The 16,947-nt window shown below is 72.1% G+C and carries 15 protein-coding genes; 7 read left to right on the plus strand and 8 right to left on the minus strand.

Annotated features, from left to right (window positions below):
* The first annotated feature begins 465 nt into the window (after positions 1–465).
* The gene (gene rny / locus ACZ6S5_RS01590; RefSeq protein ID WP_465996630.1) at positions 466–2,232 is read left to right on the plus strand and encodes a ribonuclease Y; all 1,767 of its coding nucleotides are present in this window, start codon (positions 466–468) and stop codon (positions 2,230–2,232) included.
* A gap of 60 nt (positions 2,233–2,292) precedes the next feature.
* On the opposite strand, the gene ACZ6S5_RS01595 is transcribed toward rny, so the two are convergent.
* The 4 genes from ACZ6S5_RS01595 to ACZ6S5_RS01610 form a co-directional block, all read right to left on the minus strand.
* The gene (locus ACZ6S5_RS01595; protein ID WP_465996632.1) at positions 2,293–3,159 is read right to left on the minus strand and encodes an amino acid ABC transporter permease; all 867 of its coding nucleotides are present in this window, start codon (positions 3,157–3,159) and stop codon (positions 2,293–2,295) included.
* Complete coding sequence (locus ACZ6S5_RS01600; RefSeq protein WP_465996634.1) at positions 3,156–3,812, minus strand: amino acid ABC transporter permease; 657 nt, start codon at positions 3,810–3,812, stop codon at positions 3,156–3,158. Before ACZ6S5_RS01600 ends, ACZ6S5_RS01595 begins: the two co-directional genes overlap by 4 nt.
* Positions 3,813–3,883: 71 nt before the next feature.
* Entirely contained in the window at positions 3,884–4,816 is a 933-nt protein-coding gene (locus tag ACZ6S5_RS01605) for a glutamate ABC transporter substrate-binding protein (RefSeq protein ID WP_465996636.1), read from the minus strand.
* 56 nt (positions 4,817–4,872) lie between these two features.
* Positions 4,873–5,628, minus strand: a complete 756-nt coding sequence (locus ACZ6S5_RS01610) for an amino acid ABC transporter ATP-binding protein (RefSeq protein WP_465996637.1) — start codon at positions 5,626–5,628, stop codon at positions 4,873–4,875.
* A gap of 196 nt (positions 5,629–5,824) precedes the next feature.
* On the opposite strand from ACZ6S5_RS01610, the gene selD reads away from it, so the two are divergent.
* On the plus strand, positions 5,825–6,814 hold the full coding sequence (gene selD / locus ACZ6S5_RS01615) for a selenide, water dikinase SelD (protein WP_465996639.1): 990 nt from the start codon (positions 5,825–5,827) through the stop codon (positions 6,812–6,814).
* Between the two features lie 236 nt (positions 6,815–7,050).
* On the plus strand, positions 7,051–7,530 hold the full coding sequence (locus ACZ6S5_RS01620; RefSeq protein ID WP_465996641.1) for a hypothetical protein: 480 nt from the start codon (positions 7,051–7,053) through the stop codon (positions 7,528–7,530).
* A gap of 24 nt (positions 7,531–7,554) precedes the next feature.
* Here the strand turns inward: ACZ6S5_RS01620 and ACZ6S5_RS01625 are convergent, their stop codons facing one another.
* Entirely contained in the window at positions 7,555–7,782 is a 228-nt protein-coding gene (locus tag ACZ6S5_RS01625) for a DUF2277 domain-containing protein (RefSeq protein WP_091190962.1), read from the minus strand.
* Between the two features lie 52 nt (positions 7,783–7,834).
* Between ACZ6S5_RS01625 and miaB the strand changes: the two genes are divergently transcribed.
* The gene (miaB, locus tag ACZ6S5_RS01630; protein WP_465996643.1) at positions 7,835–9,334 is read left to right on the plus strand and encodes a tRNA (N6-isopentenyl adenosine(37)-C2)-methylthiotransferase MiaB; all 1,500 of its coding nucleotides are present in this window, start codon (positions 7,835–7,837) and stop codon (positions 9,332–9,334) included.
* Positions 9,335–9,384: 50 nt separating this feature from the next.
* On the opposite strand, the gene ACZ6S5_RS01635 is transcribed toward miaB, so the two are convergent.
* Entirely contained in the window at positions 9,385–11,022 is a 1,638-nt protein-coding gene (locus ACZ6S5_RS01635) for a cellulase family glycosylhydrolase (RefSeq protein ID WP_465996645.1), read from the minus strand.
* 293 nt (positions 11,023–11,315) lie between these two features.
* A complete protein-coding gene (locus ACZ6S5_RS01640) occupies positions 11,316–12,524 on the minus strand; it encodes a DUF349 domain-containing protein (protein ID WP_465996647.1) in 1,209 nt (402 codons plus the stop codon).
* A gap of 203 nt (positions 12,525–12,727) precedes the next feature.
* On the opposite strand from ACZ6S5_RS01640, the gene ACZ6S5_RS01645 reads away from it, so the two are divergent.
* The 3 genes from ACZ6S5_RS01645 to dapF are packed head-to-tail and all read left to right on the plus strand — an operon-like array spanning position 12,728 to position 15,208.
* Positions 12,728–13,447, plus strand: coding sequence for a class III extradiol dioxygenase subunit B-like domain-containing protein (locus ACZ6S5_RS01645; RefSeq protein ID WP_465996649.1), 720 nt, complete (start codon positions 12,728–12,730; stop codon positions 13,445–13,447).
* Complete coding sequence (gene miaA / locus ACZ6S5_RS01650) at positions 13,444–14,355, plus strand: tRNA (adenosine(37)-N6)-dimethylallyltransferase MiaA (RefSeq protein WP_465996651.1); 912 nt, start codon at positions 13,444–13,446, stop codon at positions 14,353–14,355. The genes ACZ6S5_RS01645 and miaA overlap by 4 nt, the downstream gene beginning before the upstream one ends.
* A gap of 7 nt (positions 14,356–14,362) precedes the next feature.
* Complete coding sequence (gene dapF, locus ACZ6S5_RS01655; RefSeq protein ID WP_465996653.1) at positions 14,363–15,208, plus strand: diaminopimelate epimerase; 846 nt, start codon at positions 14,363–14,365, stop codon at positions 15,206–15,208.
* Positions 15,209–15,316: 108 nt separating this feature from the next.
* Here the strand turns inward: dapF and ACZ6S5_RS01660 are convergent, their stop codons facing one another.
* On the minus strand, positions 15,317–16,789 hold the full coding sequence (locus tag ACZ6S5_RS01660) for an NAD-dependent malic enzyme (RefSeq protein ID WP_465996655.1): 1,473 nt from the start codon (positions 16,787–16,789) through the stop codon (positions 15,317–15,319).
* Positions 16,790–16,947: the final 158 nt, after the last annotated feature.

A 16,947-nucleotide genomic window follows, 5' to 3' on the forward strand; every position in this document is an offset into this window, starting at 1 on the left:
ACGCGACAACTTCTCTCCGTCCGGGTGGTTTGATCATGAGTCCTTGACCGAACCACCTCCGGAGACCTAGCCTCGCCATACAGGCTCACTTTGCCCGACCAAGCGCAGGCTAAGCGCACAACATAGATCGCGTAACAGAACAGCATCACTTTGGCCAGCGTCACCGGCCTTTGACGGCAGCTCCGGACGGCCGGTCCGGAGCCGACCGACAACTGCAACCGGTTGTCGGCGATGCCCCATCCGTGGGCACCGCCGACGGAACGCTACCCACGGCCAGCCGCTCCGGTCGGGCGTCCAGAGCCGCAGGTGCGTGCCCTTAGGCACGTCGTCTGCGGCGCGACGTTCAGGGGAGGCGGCCATGACGGGTCGGCAGAGGTTCACCGGCGGAATTCCACGCGCTGCCGGTCGCTCCTCGCCGGGCCAGGGTGCCCCCGGCCGGCCGTGCCGTTCGCGGGGAGCGGCGGCATGAGCGGCTTCGACGTGGTCCTCCTGGTGGTGGTGCTGATCCTCACCGTCGTGGTGGTCGGCGCCGTGGTGTTCGGCGTGCGTACCCTGCGCCGGATCAGCCTGGCACCCGCCCCCGAGGACCCGGCCTTCATCGCCGAGAAGGACCGGCAGGAGCAGTCCCTGGCGGCCCTGCGCAGCGCCGCCGACGAGGCGAACAGCACCATCGACGTGGCGAAGTCCGCCGCCGCCGCGGCCCGGGCCGAGACGGCCGCCGCCAAGGCCGAGGCGAAGGCGGCCCGGGCCGAGGCCCGGCGGGTCCTCGACGACGCCCGCACCGAGGCCGACACCGTGCTGGAGCGGGCGCACAAGCAGGCCGAGGCGGACGCCGAGCAGTTGCGTGCCGCCGCCCGGCGCAGCGGCGAGCGGGAGGTGGCGGTGCTCGCCGCGACCACCCGCGAGCAGGCCGCCGAGGTGGAACGGCGGGCGGCCCGGATGGACGAGCGGGAACGGCTGCACACCGAGGAGGTGGAGCGGCTCGCTGAGCGGGAGCGGCAGCTCACCGCCGCCAGCGCCGCCCTCGCCGCCCGGGAGGCCGCTCTGGTCGAGCGGGAGCAGACCCTCGCCGAGGCGGAGGAGCAGCGCCGTCGCGAGCTGGAGCGGGTGGCCGGGCTGACCGCCGACGCGGCCCGCACCGAGCTGGTCGAGTCGATCGAGGGCCAGGCCAAGCGGGAGGCCGCGCTCCTGGTCCGGGACATCGAGGCGGACGCCCGGAGCACCGCCGAGCTGCGGGCCCGGCACATCGTCGTGGACGCCATCCAGCGGGTCGCCAGCGAGCAGACCGCGGAGAGCGTGGTCAGTGTCCTGCACCTGCCCGGCGACGAGATGAAGGGGCGGATCATCGGCCGGGAGGGGCGCAACATCCGCGCCTTCGAGTCGGTCACCGGGGTCAACCTGATCATCGACGACACCCCCGAGGCGGTGCTGCTCTCCTGCTTCGACCCGGTACGCCGCGAGGTCGGCCGGCTCACCCTGGAGAAGCTGGTGCTGGACGGCCGGATCCACCCGCACCGGATCGAGGAGGTCTACGACCTGGCCCGGCACGAGGTCGAGGAGCTCTGCCACCGGGCCGCCGAGGACGCCCTGGTCGAGGTCGGCATCACCGAGATCCACCCGGAGCTGGTCACCCTGCTCGGCCGGCTGCGCTACCGCACCTCGTACGGGCAGAACGTGCTCAAGCACCTGGTGGAGACCGCGCACATCGCCGGCATCATGGCCGCCGAGCTGCGGCTGGACGTGCCGACCATCAAGCGCTGCGCGTTTCTGCACGACATCGGCAAGGCGCTCACCCACGAGGTGGAGGGCAGCCACGCCATCATCGGCGCCGACCTGGCCCGCAAGTACGGTGAGAGCGAGGACGTGGTGCACGCCATCGAGGCGCACCACAACGAGGTGCCGCCGCAGACCATCGAGGCCGTGCTCACCCAGGCCTCCGACGCCTGCTCCGGCGGGCGGCCGGGGGCCCGGCGGGAGAGCCTCGAGGCGTACGTGAAGCGGCTGGAGCGGATCGAGGAGATCGCGGCCGGCAAGATCGGTGTGGAGAAGGTCTTCGCCATGCAGGCGGGCCGCGAGATCCGGGTGATGGTCAAGCCGGAGGACGTCGACGACATCGGCGCGGCGGTGCTGGCCCGGGACGTGGCCAAGCAGATCGAGGAGGAGCTGACCTACCCGGGTCAGATCCGGGTCACCGTGGTCCGCGAGTCCCGGGTCACCGAGATCGCCCGCTGAGGGGCGCACAGACGCCGACGGGCGGGTGGGGAAACCCCACCCGCCCGCCGTGTGTCGTGGTCAGACCAGGGCCGAGCCGTCCCGGCCGATGTCGTCCGCCGGCATCACCGTCGCGGAGGTACGCGGCAGCCGGGTGAGCCGGCGCTGCAGCCACCACGCCAGGATGGAGAGCAGCCCGCAGATCGAGATGTAGATGGCCGCGACGATCAGGTACGTCGGGACGTACGGCAGCCCGAACGGCAGCCGGCCACCGATCTGCTTGCCGACGAAGAGCAGCTCCGGGTACGTGATGATGAAGCCCAGCGCGGTGTCCTTGAGCAGCACCACGAGCTGGCTCACGATGGCCGGGAGCATCGACCGGAACGCCTGCGGCAGCAGGATCAGCCGCAGCACCTGGTTCTTGCGCAGGCCGATCGCGTATGCGCCCTCGGTCTGGCCGTAGGGCACCGCGTTGATGCCGGCCCGGAAGATCTCCGCGAGCACCGAGCCGTTGTACAGGGTAAGGCCGATGACCAGGGCCCACAGCTTGTCGATCGACCAGCCGTACTGCAGCGGCACGTAGTAGCCGAAGAAGATCAGGATCAGCAGCGGGATGGCCCGGAACAGCTCCACCACGAAGGTGGCCGGGGTGCGCAGGATCCACCGGTCGGACAGCCGGGCGCCGGCGAAGACCGCGCCGAACAGCAGGGCCAGCACGGTGGCGATGCCGGCGGCCTTGAGCGTCGCCCAGAGGCCGGTGAGCAGCTCACGCTGCACCGAGGCGTACTGGAACTGCTCCCACTTGCGGGCCTCGAACTGGCCGGTCGCGTTGAACTTGTAGAGAACGAACGCGACCAGCGCGACGATCGCGGCGACCGAGGCGAGGCCGAGGATCCGGTTGCGCAGCCGGGCCCGCGGGCCGGGCAGGTCGTAGAGGACCGAGCTCATCGCGCCACCGCCCACTTGCGCTCGAGGAACCGCTGGAGCACCACCAGCGGGATGATCAGGATCAGGAAGCCGATCGCGATCCAGGTGAGCACGACGAACTGCGGCTCACCCCGCTCGGCCATGTACGCCGGAATCGCGCCCGCCTCCAGCACTGAGAAGCCGGCGGCGATCGTGGTGTTCTTCAGCATGGCGATGAAGACGCTCATCATCGGCGGCACCATGGCCCGCAGCGCCTGCGGCAGCACGATCAGCGTGAGCACCTGGCCGAAGCTCATGCCCAGCGCGCGGGCGGCCTCGGCCTGCCCGGTCGCCACCGTGTTCACGCCGGAGCGGACCACCTCGCAGACGAAGGCGGCGGTGTAGAGGGTCAGCGCGATGGCGGCGCTGGGGAAGTAGTCGATGTTCACGTCCAGCTTCGGCACCGCGAAGACCAGGAACGCGAAGACCAGGGTCAGCGGGGTGTTGCGGACGATGTTGACGTACGTGGCGCCGAAAGCCCGCAGCGCGGGCACCGGCGAGACCCGCATCGCGCCGAGCAGCGTACCGAGGACGAGGCTGCCGACGGCGGCGATCAGGAAGAGCTTGACGGTGTTGGTGAACCCGTCGAGGAACACCTGGTGGTTGTCCGTCAGGACGCGGAAGAAGTCGCCCATGCCTCGCTCTCACTCTCGGGACGGGAACCGGGCGGGGAGTTGCCTCCCCGCCCGGTGCCGCGTCGGATCCGTCAGTACCGCTCGAGCTTCGGCGCGGTGGCCGAGGAGCCCGACTTGCCCAGCGTGCCGTCGTAGACCTTCTGCCAGGTGCCGTCGGTGAACGCCGCCTCGAGCTGGTCGTTCACGTAGTCGCGGAAGGCCTTGTCGTCCTTGGGCAGGCCGATGCCGTACTTCTCGGTGCTGAACGGCTGGCCGACGACCTTCAGCTCGTCCGGGTTCTGCGCGGCGTAGCCCTTGAGGATGGCGTCGTCGGTGGTGACGGCGTCGACCTTCTTGTCGAGGAGCTGCGAGACGCACTCGGAGTAGGTCTTGAACTCGACGATGTTGTTCGGCTCGGTCAGGCCCTCGTCCCGCACCCGCTGGATCGGGGTGGAACCGGTGGCCGAGCAGACCTTCTTGCCCTTGAGCGAGTCCTTGCCGGTGATCGACGAGTCGTCCTTGCGGACCAGCAGGTCCTGGCCGGCGACGAAGTACGGGCCGGCGAAGGAGACGTCGTTCTTGCGCTTGTCGGTGATCGAGTAGGTGCCGACGTAGTAGTCGATCTCGCCACCCTTGATCGCGGTCTCCCGGTTGGCCGACGCGATCTCCTTGTACTCGATCTTCGCCGGGTCGACGCCGAGCTTGCTGGCGACGTACTGGGCGACCTCGATGTCGAAGCCGCAGCGCTTGCCCTGGGCGTCCTTGTAGCCCAGGTTCGGCTGGTCGAACTTGACGCCGATGGTGACCTTGCCCGCGCTCTTGATCTTCTGGAAGGTCGGGCTGCCGGCGACGTTCGCGTCCGTCTTGGGGGTGAAGGTCACGCCCGAGCTCGTGCAGGTGTCCGCCTGGGCGCCACCGCTGGCGTTGCCGCCGCTCGGGGTCGGGCTCCCCTCCTTGCCGCACGCGGCGGCCGAGAGGGCGAGCGAGGCCATCATGGCGACCGCCGCCACGCGCTTGTAACGCATTCTCATCTCCTTCTACGACGGAGCCACCGGGGGACGGCGCGCTCCACTACGGACGCTCAGTGCGTGAGGATCTTGGAGAGGAAGTCCTTGGCCCGCTCGCTGCGCGGGTTCGCGAAGAACTCGGCCGGCGGGGCGTCCTCGACCAGCCTGCCGTCGGCCATGAAGATCACCCGGTTGGCCGCGTGCCGGGCGAAGCCCATCTCGTGGGTGACCACCACCATGGTCATGCCGTCCCGGGCCAGCGAGGTCATCACGTCCAGCACCTCGCCGACCATTTCCGGGTCCAGCGCGCTGGTCGGCTCGTCGAAGAGCATCGCCTTGGGCTGCATGGCCAACGCGCGGGCGATCGCCGCCCGCTGCTGCTGGCCGCCGGAGAGCTGCGCCGGGTACTTGTCCGCCTGGTTGGCGATGCCGACCCGGTCCAGCAGGGCGAGGCCGCGCTCGCGGACGGCGGCCGGCTTCTCCTTGCGGACCTTGACGGGGCCGAGGGTGACGTTCTCCAGGATGGTCTTGTGCGCGAAGAGATTGAACGACTGGAACACCATGCCGACCTCGCTGCGCAGCTTGGCGAGGGCCTTCCCCTCGGCCGGCAGCGCGGTGCCGTCGAACGTGATGGTGCCCGAGTCGATCGGCTCCAGCCGGTTGATCGTCCGGCACAGGGTCGACTTGCCGGAACCCGACGGGCCGATCACCACGACCACCTCGCCCCGGCCGACCGACAGCGAGACGTCGTCGAGCACGTGCAGCGGGCCGAACCACTTGTTGACCCCGTCCAGCACGATGAGGGGTTCGCCCGTCGTCACGTCGTCCACCGTCCCTGTCGTCGTGCGGAAAGCGGGGTCGGTCGACCCCCGGTTGGGCCACTGTAGGCGGCCTGACATGGCGGAATGCAACTCGAATGGTCACGGAGCGGTAACACCAGTCACCGGCGTACCCGCAAGTCCGAATTCCGTCACCAACCGGCCCGTCCGGGTGGCGGACCCGGCGTGCCGCGGAGATCATGTGGGGATGACCGACGCGTTCCGGTTGACCGATTACGCCCGTGGCGGGGGTTGCGCCTGCAAGATCCCGCCGGGCGAGCTGGAGGCGATGGTCGCCGGCCTCGGTCCGGCCACCGCCGCCGCAGACCTCCTGGTCGGGCTGGAGCACGGCGACGACGCCGCGGTGGTCCGGCTGGACGAGCGGACCGGCCTGGTCAGCACCGCGGACTTCTTCACCCCGGTGGTGGACGACCCGTACGACTGGGGCCGGATCGCCGCGGCCAACGCCCTCTCCGACGTGTACGCGATGGGCGGCACCCCGCTGGTCGCGCTCAACCTGCTCTGCTGGCCCCGGGAGGTGCTGCCGCTGGAGCTGGCCCGCGAGGTGCTGCGCGGCGGCCAGGACGTGGCCCGGGAGGCCGGCTGCCACCTGGCCGGCGGGCACAGCGTGGACGACGACGGCCCGAAGTACGGGCTGGCGGTCACCGGGGTGGTCCGCCCCGAGGAGCTGATCACGCTGGACGCCGGCCGGGCCGGCCTGCCGCTGTCGCTGACCAAGCCGCTCGGCGTCGGGGTGCTGAACACCCGACACAAGCGGACCGGGGAGCGGTTCCCGGAGGCGGTCGCCTCGATGGCCCGGCTGAACCGGGACGCGGCGCGGGCGGCGGTCGCCGCCGGCGTGCGCTGCGGCACCGACGTCACCGGGTTCGGGCTGCTCGGGCACGCCTCGAAGCTGGCCCGGGCGAGCCGGCTCACCGTGGCGATCGACGCGGCGGCCGTGCCCTATCTGCCCGGTGCCCGGGAGGCGCTGCGCGACGGGTACGTCAGCGGCGGCACCCGCCGCAATCTGGACTGGGTGACCCCGTGGACCGACTTCGGCGGCGTCGACGAGGGGGAGCGGCTGCTGCTGGCCGACGCGCAGACCTCCGGCGGCCTGCTGGTCGCCGGGGAGGTGCCCGGCGGCACCGTGGTGGGCGAGCTGCTGCCGGCGAGCGAGCACCTGATCCGGGTCCGCTGACGGGCGGGGCGGCGACCGTGGACCGGCGCGATCCCCGGTGACCTCCGGCCGCGGAAGCGGCACGATACCCGATAAACTGTCATCTTCCCGCTACTCGGAGCAACGTCGCCCGAGGAATTTTTGCCCGGAATGGTCACAGACCGGTAACTTGCCCCCGGCTGCGGTCATATGCACCCCACCATCGTCAGTAAGGCCCGATCCGGAGGCCGGTGGGACGAGCGCAGCGAGGAGGCGGCATGACCGAGCTGTGGAACTGGAGAATCGACGGCGCGGCGCCCGTGGAGGTCTACCCGGCGCTGGCCGAGGCGCTCGGCCGGGTGGTGATGCCCCTCGCCGTCGCCGACCCGGCCCGACTCCCCGCGTACGCGGTGGTCTGCGACGTCTGGGAGGCGCCCGGGGCGTACGGCACCATGGTCGACTGCTACGGCGTGCCCGACAAGCTGCCCGAGCTGCCCAGCATCGCGGCGCTGGCCCGGCTGCTGGACCGCAACTGCCTGATGCGCGACGACACCCTCGACGCCGGGCGGCACCTGCTGGTCGCCCCGGACGGCACGATCCGCCCGGTGCACTTCGACGTGGTCGAGACCGACGACGGCGAGGTGCTCAGCGACCAGCGGCTCTGCACCCTGTCGCACCCCGGCTGTCGGGGCTGGTCACAGTGCCACCGCTCGCGCTGGGCGCCCGACTCGGTCGCACCGGCCCTGGCCGCCGCCTGACCGCGGCGCCCCGGGCCGACCCGATCAGCCCCGGGCTGCCGGCTGCTGACCGCGGACCACCAACTGGTCCAGCAGGGTCGCGGTGGCGGCGGCCACCGCGTCCACCGCCGCGTTGAACGCCTCGGCGTTGTGCGCGGCGGGGGTACGGAACCCGGAGATCTTCCGGACGTACTGCAACGCGGCCGCCCGGATGTCCTCTTCGGTGACCACCGGGACGTACGGCTCACGCAGGGTCTTGATGCTTCGGCACACGGCTCCTCCTCGTTCGTTCCGACCAGCTCCGCCCGGATACGCTGTCCGGGTCATGACTACCGCAGCCGCGGGCAGCCCGCGCACCTACCAGGTGCGCACGTACGGCTGCCAGATGAACGTGCACGACTCCGAGCGCATCTCCGGCCTGCTCGAACAGGCCGGGTACGTGCGCGCCGCCGAGGCCGACGAGCAGCCCGACGTGGTGGTGTTCAACACCTGCGCCGTCCGGGAGAACGCCGACAACCGGCTCTACGGCAACCTGGGTCATCTGCGCCCCGTGAAGGACAGGCACCCGGGGATGCAGATCGCGGTCGGCGGCTGCCTGGCCCAGAAGGACCGCGGCGAGATCGTCCGCAAGGCCCCCTGGGTGGACGTCGTCTTCGGCACGCACAACATCGGCTCGCTGCCGGTGCTGCTGGAGCGGGCCCGGCACAACACCGCCGCCGAGGTGGAGATCCTCGAGTCCCTCGACGTGTTCCCGTCCACGCTGCCCACCCGGCGCGAGTCGACGTACGCCGGCTGGGTGTCGATCTCGGTCGGCTGCAACAACACCTGCACGTTCTGCATCGTGCCCTCCCTGCGCGGCAAGGAGAAGGACCGCCGCCCCGGCGACATCCTCTCCGAGGTGCGCGCCCTGGTCGACGAGGGCGTGCTGGAGGTGACCCTGCTCGGGCAGAACGTCAACTCCTACGGCGTCGAGTTCGGCGACCGGTACGCCTTCGGCAAGCTGCTGCGCGCCTGCGGCGACATCGAGGGCCTGGAGCGGGTGCGGTTCACCAGCCCGCACCCGAAGGACTTCACCGACGACGTGATCGCCGCGATGGCCGAGACGCCGAACGTCTGCCACTCGCTGCACATGCCGCTGCAGTCGGGCTCCGACGACGTCCTGCGCGCGATGCGCCGCTCGTACCGGTCCGAGAAATACCTGGGCATCATCGAGAAGGTCCGGGCGGCCATGCCCGACGCGGCGATCACCACGGACATCATCGTCGGCTTCCCCGGCGAGACCGACGCCGACTTCGAGCGCACCCTCGACGTGGTGCGGGAGGCCCGGTTCTCCTCGGCGTTCACCTTCCAGTACTCCAAGCGCCCCGGCACCCCGGCCGCCACGATGGACGGCCAGTTGCCCAAGCAGGTCGTGCAGGAACGCTACGAGCGGCTCATCGCCACGGTCGAGGAGATCACCTGGGCGGAGAACAAGAAGCTGGTCGGGGAGACCGTCGAGGTGCTGGTCGCCGTCGGCGAGGGGCGCAAGGACGAGCGCACCGGCCGGATGTCCGGCCGCGCCCGCGACGGCCGCCTGGTGCACTTCGACGCGGGCCGCCTGGCCGGACAGATCCGCCCCGGCGACATCGTGCACACCACCGTCACGTACGCCGCCCCGCACCACCTCAACGCCGACGGGGAGCCGCTGTCGCACCGGCGTACCCGGGCCGGTGACGCCGCCGAGGCGGGGCGTGCCCCGCGTACCCCCGGCGTGCTGCTGGGGCTGCCGACCATCGGCGCGCCGGCCGCGGCGCCCGCGCCCGCCGGCGGCTGCGCCGCCCACTGACCGACCGTCGACGGCCGGGACCTCCCCGCGGAGGCCCCGGCCGTCGCGGCTCAGCAGGCGGTGCCGTTGAGCTTCACCGACGCGGGCGCGGAGGCCGCGCCGTTGGCGGTGAAGCCGACGGTCACCGAGGCGCCCGGCGCGAGCGTCCTCGCCCAGTCCGGGGCGGCCGCGGTGACCGTGGTGCCGGACTGGGTGACGGTGGCGTTCCAGCCGCTGGCCAGGGTCACCCCGGACGGCCAGGTCCAGCTCGCCGACCACGGGTTCAGCGCGCCGGTGCCGGTGTTCTTCACGGTCAGTTCGCCCTGGAACCCGCCCGACCACGCGTTGACCTGCTGGTACGTCGCCGTGCAGCCCCCGGTCGGGGCCGGCGTGGTCGGCGACGGGGACGGCGAGGTCGGGGACGGCGACGTGTTCGGGGTGCCGGTCGGCGACGGGCTGGTGGTGCCGCCACCACCCACCGGCGGGATCAGGTACGGCTGGAGGATGTCCTGCTTGGCCTGGTTGATCGTGGTCCAGTCGTCGTTGGCGATGCCGCCGGTGTCACCCGAGTTCGGGTTCCACGACCAGTAGGTGAAGGACATCCCGTTCACCCCGGTCCCGGTGTACGCCATCAGGTTCTGCAACCAGACCTTGTCCTTGGGGTCCTGCAGAGTGGTGCCGAACTCGCCCATCATGATCGGCGCGATGTTCTGCTTGTAGAGGTAGCCCCAGTACTTGTCCCAGATGCCCGGCATGTTCGCCGGGTAGGTCGGGTCGTCGAACCAGGCCTGGTGGTAGACCGAGGTGGCGTACTCGTGCGGCGAGTAGACCAGCCGGTTGGCCACGTTCAGCCGGACCGGGTACTGCCCGGCCCTGGAGAGGTTGCCGCCCCACCAGCCGCAGTCCTCGTCGTTGCCGGGGTCGCCGTCCCAGACGTTGGACAGGCCGCCGCTCGGGCAGCTCACCCCCTCCACGAAGATCAGCCAGTTCGGCTGCACCCCGAGGATCGCGTTGCCGGCCCGCTCGGCGGCCAGCCGCCAGTCGCGGGCGGTGTCGCCGCAGCCCCAGCAGGCGCCGGTGGCCGCCGGGTTGGTGCCCTCGGCGTGCGGCTCGTTGTGCAGGTCCGCCCCGATCACGGTGGGGTTGTTCGCGTACCGCTGGGCGAGCGTCTTCCAGTCGGCGATCCAGGTCGCCTCCGAGACCGTCGAGGTGTACCAGAGCGGCGACTGGCCGGCCGAGGTGGGCCGGTGCCGGTCCAGGATGACCCGCATCCCCTTGCTGCCCGCGTAGTCGATCACCTTGTCCAGAATCTGCAACGGGGAGAGCCCGACCAGGTCCGGGTTGACGTAGTCGTTGATCCCGGTGGCCGTGGCGCCCGGCTTCAGCGCGTCGTTCGAGTACGGGATGCGCAGCGTGTTGTAGCCCAGCCGGGCCATGGTGTCGAGCTGGCTGCGCCACGGGTTGCTCGACCACAGACCGTGGAAGGTCTTGTTGTCGGTCTCCATGCCGAACCAGTTGATGCCGGTGAGCCGGACCGTGGCCCCCGTGCTGTCGACGATCTTGTTGCCGCTGGTGTGCAGGTAGCCGGTGCCGGTTCCGCCGGTGGCGGCGGCGGCCGGGGTGGTGCTGACGGCGGCGGCGACGAGGACGCCGGCCGCGGCGGTGGCGAGCGCGGCGAGCGCGCCGCCGAGGGCGGTGGGTCGGTGCATGGGTGCTCCACTTCGGATGCCCGCGGCGGGCGGCCGCCGCGGACGGTGAGACCAGGGGAGACGGCCCGCTCGTCATCGAGTACGCGGACAGCGCGCGCCGGGCCGGGTCACGTGGACGGCCGCTCGCGGGGGGAGCACCGGCGTTCCCCGACGGCGGGATCAGCCGTCGGTGCCCTCGTGCCGGTGCCGGAACCTGGCTCCGCCGCCCATTCTGATCAGCCCACCTCGATGCGTCAACATGCGACAGCCCCCGGTCCCGTCACGGGACCGGGGGCTGCCGGGGGTACGTCAGGTCAGCTGGTCTGCTCGGCCAGCTGGAGGAACTGCCGCTTCGAGGCGAGCGCCTGCTCGGCCTCCTTGATCCGGCGGGCGTCACCGGCGGCCTGGGCACGGGCCAGCCGCTCCTCGGCCTCGGCGACCTGCACCCGCATCTGGGCGAGCAGCGGGCTGTCCTCCTTGGTGGTCCGCCGCCACGCCGAGTCCATGACCTCGCGGACCTTGTCGTCCACGGCGCGCAGCCGACGCTCCAGCCCGGCGGCCGCCTCGCGAGGCACCCGGCCGGCCTCGTGCCACTGCGCCTGGATCTCCCGCAGCTTCGCCTGGGCGCCCTTCGGGTCGCCGTCGACGTCGAGCGCCTCGGCCTCGGCGAGCAGGGCCTGCTTGCGCTCCAGGTTGGCCCGCTGCTCGTTGTCCCGGGCGGAGAAGACCTCGCTGCGCCGGGTGAAGAAGTGGTCCTGCGCGGCGCGGAACCTCTCCCAGAGCTTCTGCTCGGCCTCCTTGGACGCCCGCGGGGCGGCCTTCCACTGGGCCATCAGATCCTTGAGCTGGTTGGCGGTGATCGCCCAGTCCGCGGATTCCTTCAGCTTCTCGGCCTCGGCGACCAACTCCTCCTTGACCGTCTGCGCCTGCTTGCGCTGCTGGTCGAGGGAGGCGAAGTGGGCACCCCGGCGGCGGGTGAACGAGTCGCGCGCGGCGGCGAACCGCTTCCACAGCTCACCGTCGGTCTTCTTGTCGACCCCGCGGACGGTCTTCCACTCGTCGAGGATCTCCTTGAGCCGGTCGCCGGCAGTCTTCCAGCCGGTCGACTCGGCGGCCAGCTTCTCCGCCTCCTCCACCAGGGCGGTCTTGCGGGCCAGCGCCTCGCCCCGGGCGGCGTCCCGGGCCGCCTTGGCCTCGCCGGCCTTCTCCTCGGCCACCGCGGCCAGCTTGTCCAGGCGTGCGGCCAGCGCGTCGATGTCACCGACCACGTGGGCCTCGGCCAGCGAGGCGCGGATCCGCCGGATCGTGGTCAGCGTGTGGCCGGCGTCCGCCGCGCCCGAGTTGAGCCGGGCCTCGGTCAGGTCCACCTCCGTCACCAGGTCGGCGAAGCGCCGGGCGAAGTGGGCCAGCCCCTCCTCCGGTGCCCCCGCCTGCCAGGATCCGACCACCCGCTCGCCCTCGGCGGTCTTGACGTAGACGGTGCCGTCCTCGTCCACCCGTCCGAAGGCAGTCCAGTCGCTCATGTGCCCATCCTCGTTCTCCCGGCGTCGACGGGGTTGCCCCCTCGATCGCCGCCACGGCGCAGCAAAGTTACTCCCGGCATTGTCACAGGTCCGCCCCCGTCCGTGTCGAGCGCCTGTCGTCGACCGTGACCATACGGTGTCGTAGCGCCTCGATGACCGGATCGGTGCGGGGACGCACCGGGGGATCCGGATAGGTTGGACCCGTGCCACTGGTCGCCGCCGCCGTCTGCCCCCACCCGCCCCTGCTCGTACCCGAGGTCGCCGGCGCCGCCGCCGGTGAGCTGGACCACCTCCGCGCCGCCTGCGACGCGGCGGTCGCCGAGCTGCTCGCCGCGGAACCCGAGGTGATCCTGCTGGTCGGGGACGGCCCGCGGAGCGAGGCGTTCCGCGCCGCCGACCACGGCTCGCTGCGTGGCTTCGGCCTCGACCGGACCGTGCCACTGGAGAAGGTGAGCTGCGCGGGCGGGGAGCGGCTGCCGTTGAGCCTGACCATCGGGGCCTGGCTGATCGGCCGCTCCGGCACCGGCCTGCCCCGGCCGGCCCGCGCGGTCGCCGCCGACGCGCCGCCGGCCGAGTGCGCGGAACTCGGCGCGGCGGTCGCCGCCGAGGCGGCGGGGCGCACCGCGTTGCTGGTGCTGGGGGACGGGTCGGCCTGCCGGGGCGTCAAGGCGCCCGGCTACGACGACCCGCGCGCCGAGGCGTACGACGAGGGGGTGGCCCGGGCCCTGGCCGACGTGGACGCCGAGGCACTGCTCGGCCTGGACCCGGTGCTGTCCGCGGAGCTGAAGGTGGCCGGGCGGGCGCCGTGGCAGGTGCTGGCCGGCGCGGTCCGCGCGGCGGGCGGCGACTGGCGGGGCCGGCTCAGCCACCACGAGGCCCCCTACGGCGTTGCCTACTTCGTGGCGACCTGGAACCGCGCATGACCGGCACGGTGGTGGCCGTGGTCGGGCCGACCGCGGCCGGGAAGTCGGCGCTGAGCATCGCGCTCGCGCACGCCCTCGACGGCGAGGTGGTCAACGCCGACTCGATGCAGCTCTACCGGGGCATGGACATCGGCACCGCGAAGCTGCCCCCGGCCGAGCGGGAGGGGGTGCCGCACCACCTGCTCGACATCTGGGCGGTCACCGAGCCGGCCAGCGTCGCTGAATACCAGAAGCTGGCCCGTGCGGCGGTCGACGACATCCAGGCCCGGGGCAAGGTGCCGCTGCTGGTCGGCGGCTCCGGTCTCTATGTGCGGGCGGTGCTGGAACAGTTCGAGTTCCCCGGCACCGACCCCGCCGTGCGGGAGCGGCTGGAGGCGGAGCTGGCCGCCGGCGGTCCGGCCCCGCTGCACGCACGGCTGGCCGAGGCCGACCCGGTGGCGGCGGCCGGCATCCTGCCGACCAACGGCCGGCGGATCGTCCGGGCCCTGGAGGTGATCGAGCTGACCGGGGCGCCGTTCGCCGCCTCCCTGCCGGAGCCGACCCCGTTCTATCCCTCCGTGCAGCTCGGCGTGGACCTGGACACCGCCCTGCTCGACGAGCGGATCGCGCTGCGGGTGGACCGGATGTGGGCCGACGGCCTGGTCGCTGAGACCCGGACCCTGGTCGGTCGCGGCCTGCCCGAGGGGCGTACGGCCAGCCGGGCCCTCGGTTACCAGCAGGTGCTGCGCTTCCTGGCCGGCGAGCTGACCGAGACCGAGGCGTACGACGAGACGATCCGGGCGACCCGCCGGTTCGTCCGCCGGCAGCGCACCTGGTTCCGGCGCGACCCTCGGATCCACTGGCTGGACTCGGCCTCGCCCTCGTTTCTCGACACTGCGCTGCGGGTGGTCACCGAGCATCGGGAATGATGGTGGCGTGGAGTTCACCAAGGGCCACGGCACCGGCAACGACTTCGTCATCCTGCCCGACCCGGACGGCGCGCTCGATCTGACGCCCGGTCTGGTCGCCGCGCTCTGCGACCGGCGGCGCGGCATCGGCGGGGACGGCGTGCTGCGCGTGGTGCGGGCCGCCAAGCACCCGGAGGGCGCCGCCCTGGCCGGCGAGGCCGAGTGGTTCATGGACTACTGGAACTCCGACGGCTCCTTCGCGGAGATGTGCGGCAACGGCGCCCGGGTCTTCGTCCGCTACCTGCTGGAGACCGGGCTGGCCACCACGGCGGACGCGGCGCTGCCGGTGGCCACCCGGGCCGGCCTGGTGCGCGCGCGGGTCGAGGGGGCGGACATCGCCGTCGAGATGCGGCGTCCGCGGCTGTCCGGCACGGCCACCGCGACCCTGGGCGGGCTGACCCTGGCCGGCGCGGCGGTGGACGTCGGCAACCCGCACCTGGTCTGCGCGGTGCCCGCCGGGCTGGAGCTGCCGGGCCTCGACCTCACCCGGGCACCGGACGTCGATCCGGCGGTCTTCCCGGCCGGGGTGAACGTCGAGTTCACCACCCCGGGCGAACCGGTGGCGGGCGCCGACGGGCACGTGCTGATGCGGGTCTACGAGCGCGGCTCGGCCGAGACGCTCTCCTGCGGGACCGGCACCTGCGCGGTCGCCGCGGTCGCGCTGCGCGACGCCGGCCGGGACACCGGCACGGTCATCGTGGACGTTCCCGGCGGCCGCCTCACGGTGACCGTGACCGAGGATTCCTGCTGGCTCTCCGGCCCCGCCCTCCTGGTCGCCACCGGCGAGATCACCCTCCCCGCCCTCCTCCCCTGACCCGGCCACACGCCCACCCGGCGCCCGGCGCCGGGTCGTGTTGATCAAGAGGTTTGCGTCAGGAATCGGCCTTGACCGGGCGCAAACCTCTTGATCAACGAGCCCGGATCAGGGGGTGGCGCTGGCGTTGGCGGCGATCTCGGGGAGGTCGGCCGGGCCGGGGTCGGCGGCGGGGGGCGGGGTGGCGGTCGGGTTCTGGGCGGCGGCCCGGACCGCGGCCGCGACCGCCGGGGCGACCCGGGAGTCGAAGACGCTCGGCACGATGACCGTCGGGTTGATCTTGTCCTCGCCGACCACGTCCGCGATGGCCCGGGCCGCCGCGATCGCCATCTCCTCGGTGAACTCCTCGGCGTGCGCGTCGAGCATGCCCCGGAACACGCCGGGGAAGGCCAGCACGTTGTTGATCTGGTTCGGCTGGTCCGAGCGGCCGGTGGCGACCACGGCGGCGTGCTTGCGCGCCTCCCGCGGGTCGACCTCCGGGTCCGGGTTGGCCAGCGCGAAGACGATCGCGTCCTTGGCCATGGTGGCGATGTCGTCGCCGGTGAGCAGGTTCGGCGCGCTCACCCCGATGAAGACGTCCGCGCCCCGTACCGCCCCGGGCAGGTCGCCGGAGTAGTTCTCCTTGTTGGTGTTCTCCGCCAGCCACTGCCAGGCCGGGTTCAGGTCGGGCAGCCCGCGGTGCAGGGCGCCCTGCCGGTCGTACGCGATGATGTCGCCCACGCCCTGGCGCAGCAGCAGCTTCATGATCGCGGTGCCGGCCGCGCCGGCGCCGGAGACGACCACCCGGACGTCCTCCAGCTGCTTGCCCACGACGCGCAGCGCGTTGGTCAGCGCGGCCAGCACGCAGATCGCGGTGCCGTGCTGGTCGTCGTGGAAGACCGGGATGTCCAGCGCCTCGCGCAGCCGGGCCTCGATCTCGAAGCAGCGCGGCGCGGCGATGTCCTCCAGGTTGATCCCGCCGTACGCGGGCGCGATCGCCTTCACGATCGAGACGATCTCGTCGGTGTCCTGGGTGTCCAGCACCACCGGCCAGGCGTCCACCCCGCCGAAGCGCTTGAACAGCGCGGCCTTGCCCTCCATCACCGGCAGCGAGGCGGCCGGCCCGAGGTTGCCCAGGCCGAGCACGGCCGAGCCGTCGCTGACCACGGCGACCGTGTTCCGCTTGATGGTGAGCCGGCGGGCGTCGGCCGGGTTCTCGGCGATCGCCTGGCAGACCCGGGCCACGCCCGGGGTGTACGCCCGGGACAGCTCGTCCCGGGTGCGCAGCGCGACCTTCGAGTTGACCTCGATCTTGCCGCCCAGGTGCAGCAGGAACGTCCGGTCGGAGACCTTGCGGACGTCGACCCCGTCGAGCGCGGTCAGCGCGTCGACCACCTGGTCGGCGTGGTTCGCGTCGGCGGTGTCGCAGGTGAGGTCGACGATCACGTTGGCCGGGTCGGAGTCGACCACGTCCAGCGCGGTGACGATGGCGCCTGCCTCGCCCGCCGCGGTGGTCAGCCGACCGATCGAGGAGGCGTCCGCGGGTACCGCGATCCGGATGGTGATCGAGAATCCGGCACTCGGCAGTCGGGTGTTGGCCACGTAGAACTCCTCCGTCGGCACTGAGCGGCTCGCCTGGCATTTCTACTCGCCCGCCCAGCTCGGCCGGCATCCGGCCCCGCTACCAGTTAGTAGCGCCACGGGCATATAGCAGGTGCGTCCCGCGTTGGCACATGTCAGGATGCTCATACGAACGGGAA

It is taken from the genome of Micromonospora sp. NPDC051924, assembly GCF_055586005.1.